2 protein-coding genes and 1 pseudogene are annotated in these 1,622 nt (G+C 72.4%); all 3 read right to left on the bottom strand.

Annotated features, from left to right (window positions below; genetic code table 11):
- Window positions 1–134 (bottom strand): acyl-CoA dehydrogenase N-terminal domain-containing protein (locus ABNT58_RS13685; RefSeq protein WP_348754023.1); only part of this gene is annotated, 134 nt, incomplete at its 3' end.
- 139 nt (window positions 135–273) lie between these two features.
- Entirely contained in the window at window positions 274–1,062 is a 789-nt protein-coding gene (locus ABNT58_RS13690) for an SDR family NAD(P)-dependent oxidoreductase (RefSeq protein ID WP_348754022.1), read from the bottom strand.
- A gap of 29 nt (window positions 1,063–1,091) precedes the next feature.
- Window positions 1,092–1,622, bottom strand: a pseudogene (locus tag ABNT58_RS13695) (feruloyl-CoA synthase); the annotation flags it as partial.

Here is a 1,622-nt window from a genome sequence, read left to right on the forward strand (position 1 = left end):
TCTTCCAGCACCGCGGCGGCGGTGTCCGCATCGAGGTCGGCATGCGCCGGCGTCGCCGCCCAGGCGGCCGGTGCCTGCAGCACCTCGTCGATGACGAAGCGCATCTCGCGCAGCGGGGGCGAATAACTCAACATCAACGAGCCTCACTCATGCACGGCACAGACGCCCGGCACAGGCGCCGGCTTGATCCAGCAGCCACCGCAGATCCGGCTCTGGCGGTCTGCGGGTGGCGCCCCCTGGAGGGGGAGCGGCGTCAGCCGCTCCGGGGGTGGGTCATCTCGCTGCCATGCGCAGGGCGCCGTCGAGGCGGATCACCTCGCCATTGAGCGCGGTGTTCTCGATGATGGAGGCAGCCAGGGCCGCGAATTCGCTGGGGCGGCCCAGGCGCTTGGGGAACGGGATGCTGGCGGCCAGCGAGTCCTGCACCGTCTGCGGCAGCTCGTCCATCAGCGGGGTGTGGAACAGGCCCGGCGCGATGGTGACTGCACGCACGCCGAACTGCGCCAGGTCGCGCGCCAGCGGCAGCGTCATCGCGGCCACACCGCCCTTGGAGGCGGCATAGGCCTCCTGCCCCACCTGCCCGTCGAAGGCCGCCACCGAGGCGGTGCAGACGATCACGCCCCGCTCGCCGGTGCCGCCGTCGTCCAGCGCCGGCAGCTTGAGCATCGCGGCTGCGGCCAGCCGGGTCATGTTGAAGGTGCCGACCAGGTTGACCTCGATCACGCGGCGGAAGTCTTCCAGCGGCATCGGCGTGCCGTCCTTGCCCACCAGGCGGCGCGCGGTGCCGATGCCGGCGATGTTGAGCAGCAGCCGCGCCGGGCCATGGGCTTCGGCGGCGGCGGCAATTGCCGCTTCCGCGTCGGTGGGCGAGGTGATGTCGCAGGCCAGCGCCAGCGCCTGGCCACCGGCGGCATTGATCTCGTCGGCCACACGCTGCGCGGCCTCGCGGCGCACGTCCAGCACCGCCACCTTGGCGCCACGTCGGGCCAGTTCACGGGCGGTCTCGGCGCCCAGGCCGGAGCCGCCGCCGGTCACCAGCGCGGCTTGTCCTTGGATCTGCATGGAAAAGTCTCCGGAAAAGTGCGCCGGCTTCAGCGGCGCGGCAGGAACAGGAAGGGGTCGCTGCTGCTGCCCTCGTACATGGCTTCCACCAGCGCGGCGCGGTGGGTGAGCACGGCGCGCTGGTTGATGGAGCCCTTGTCGGTGACCTCGCCGCGGTCCAGCGAGGGCGGCTCGGCCAGCACATGCAGCCGGGCCACGCGGTTGGCGCTGCCGGTGCCGGCCGCCCACAGGCGGTCGGTCAGGCCCTGGAAGAACGCGCGCACCGCCGGGTGGTGCAGCAGCTCGGGCACCGGAAGCTCGGGCCCGGCGCCGGCCAGGCGCCGGCATTCGTCCAGCCGCGGCAGGATGAGCACGCCGATGTCCGACCGGTTCATGCCCGCCACCACCACGTCCTGCACGCAGGGCGCGCCTTCGGCCACGATGCGGGCGCGCAGCGGCCCCACGCTGACGAAAGTGCCGGTGTCGAGCTTGAAGTCCTCGGCAATGCGGCCGTCGAAAAAGAGACCTGCCTGCGGCCGCTCGGGGTCCACCCAGCGCACCGCGTCGCCGGTGCGGTAGAA

The sequence above is a fragment of the uncultured Aquincola sp. genome (assembly GCF_964001545.1).
Lineage (GTDB): Bacteria > Pseudomonadota > Gammaproteobacteria > Burkholderiales > Burkholderiaceae_C > Aquincola.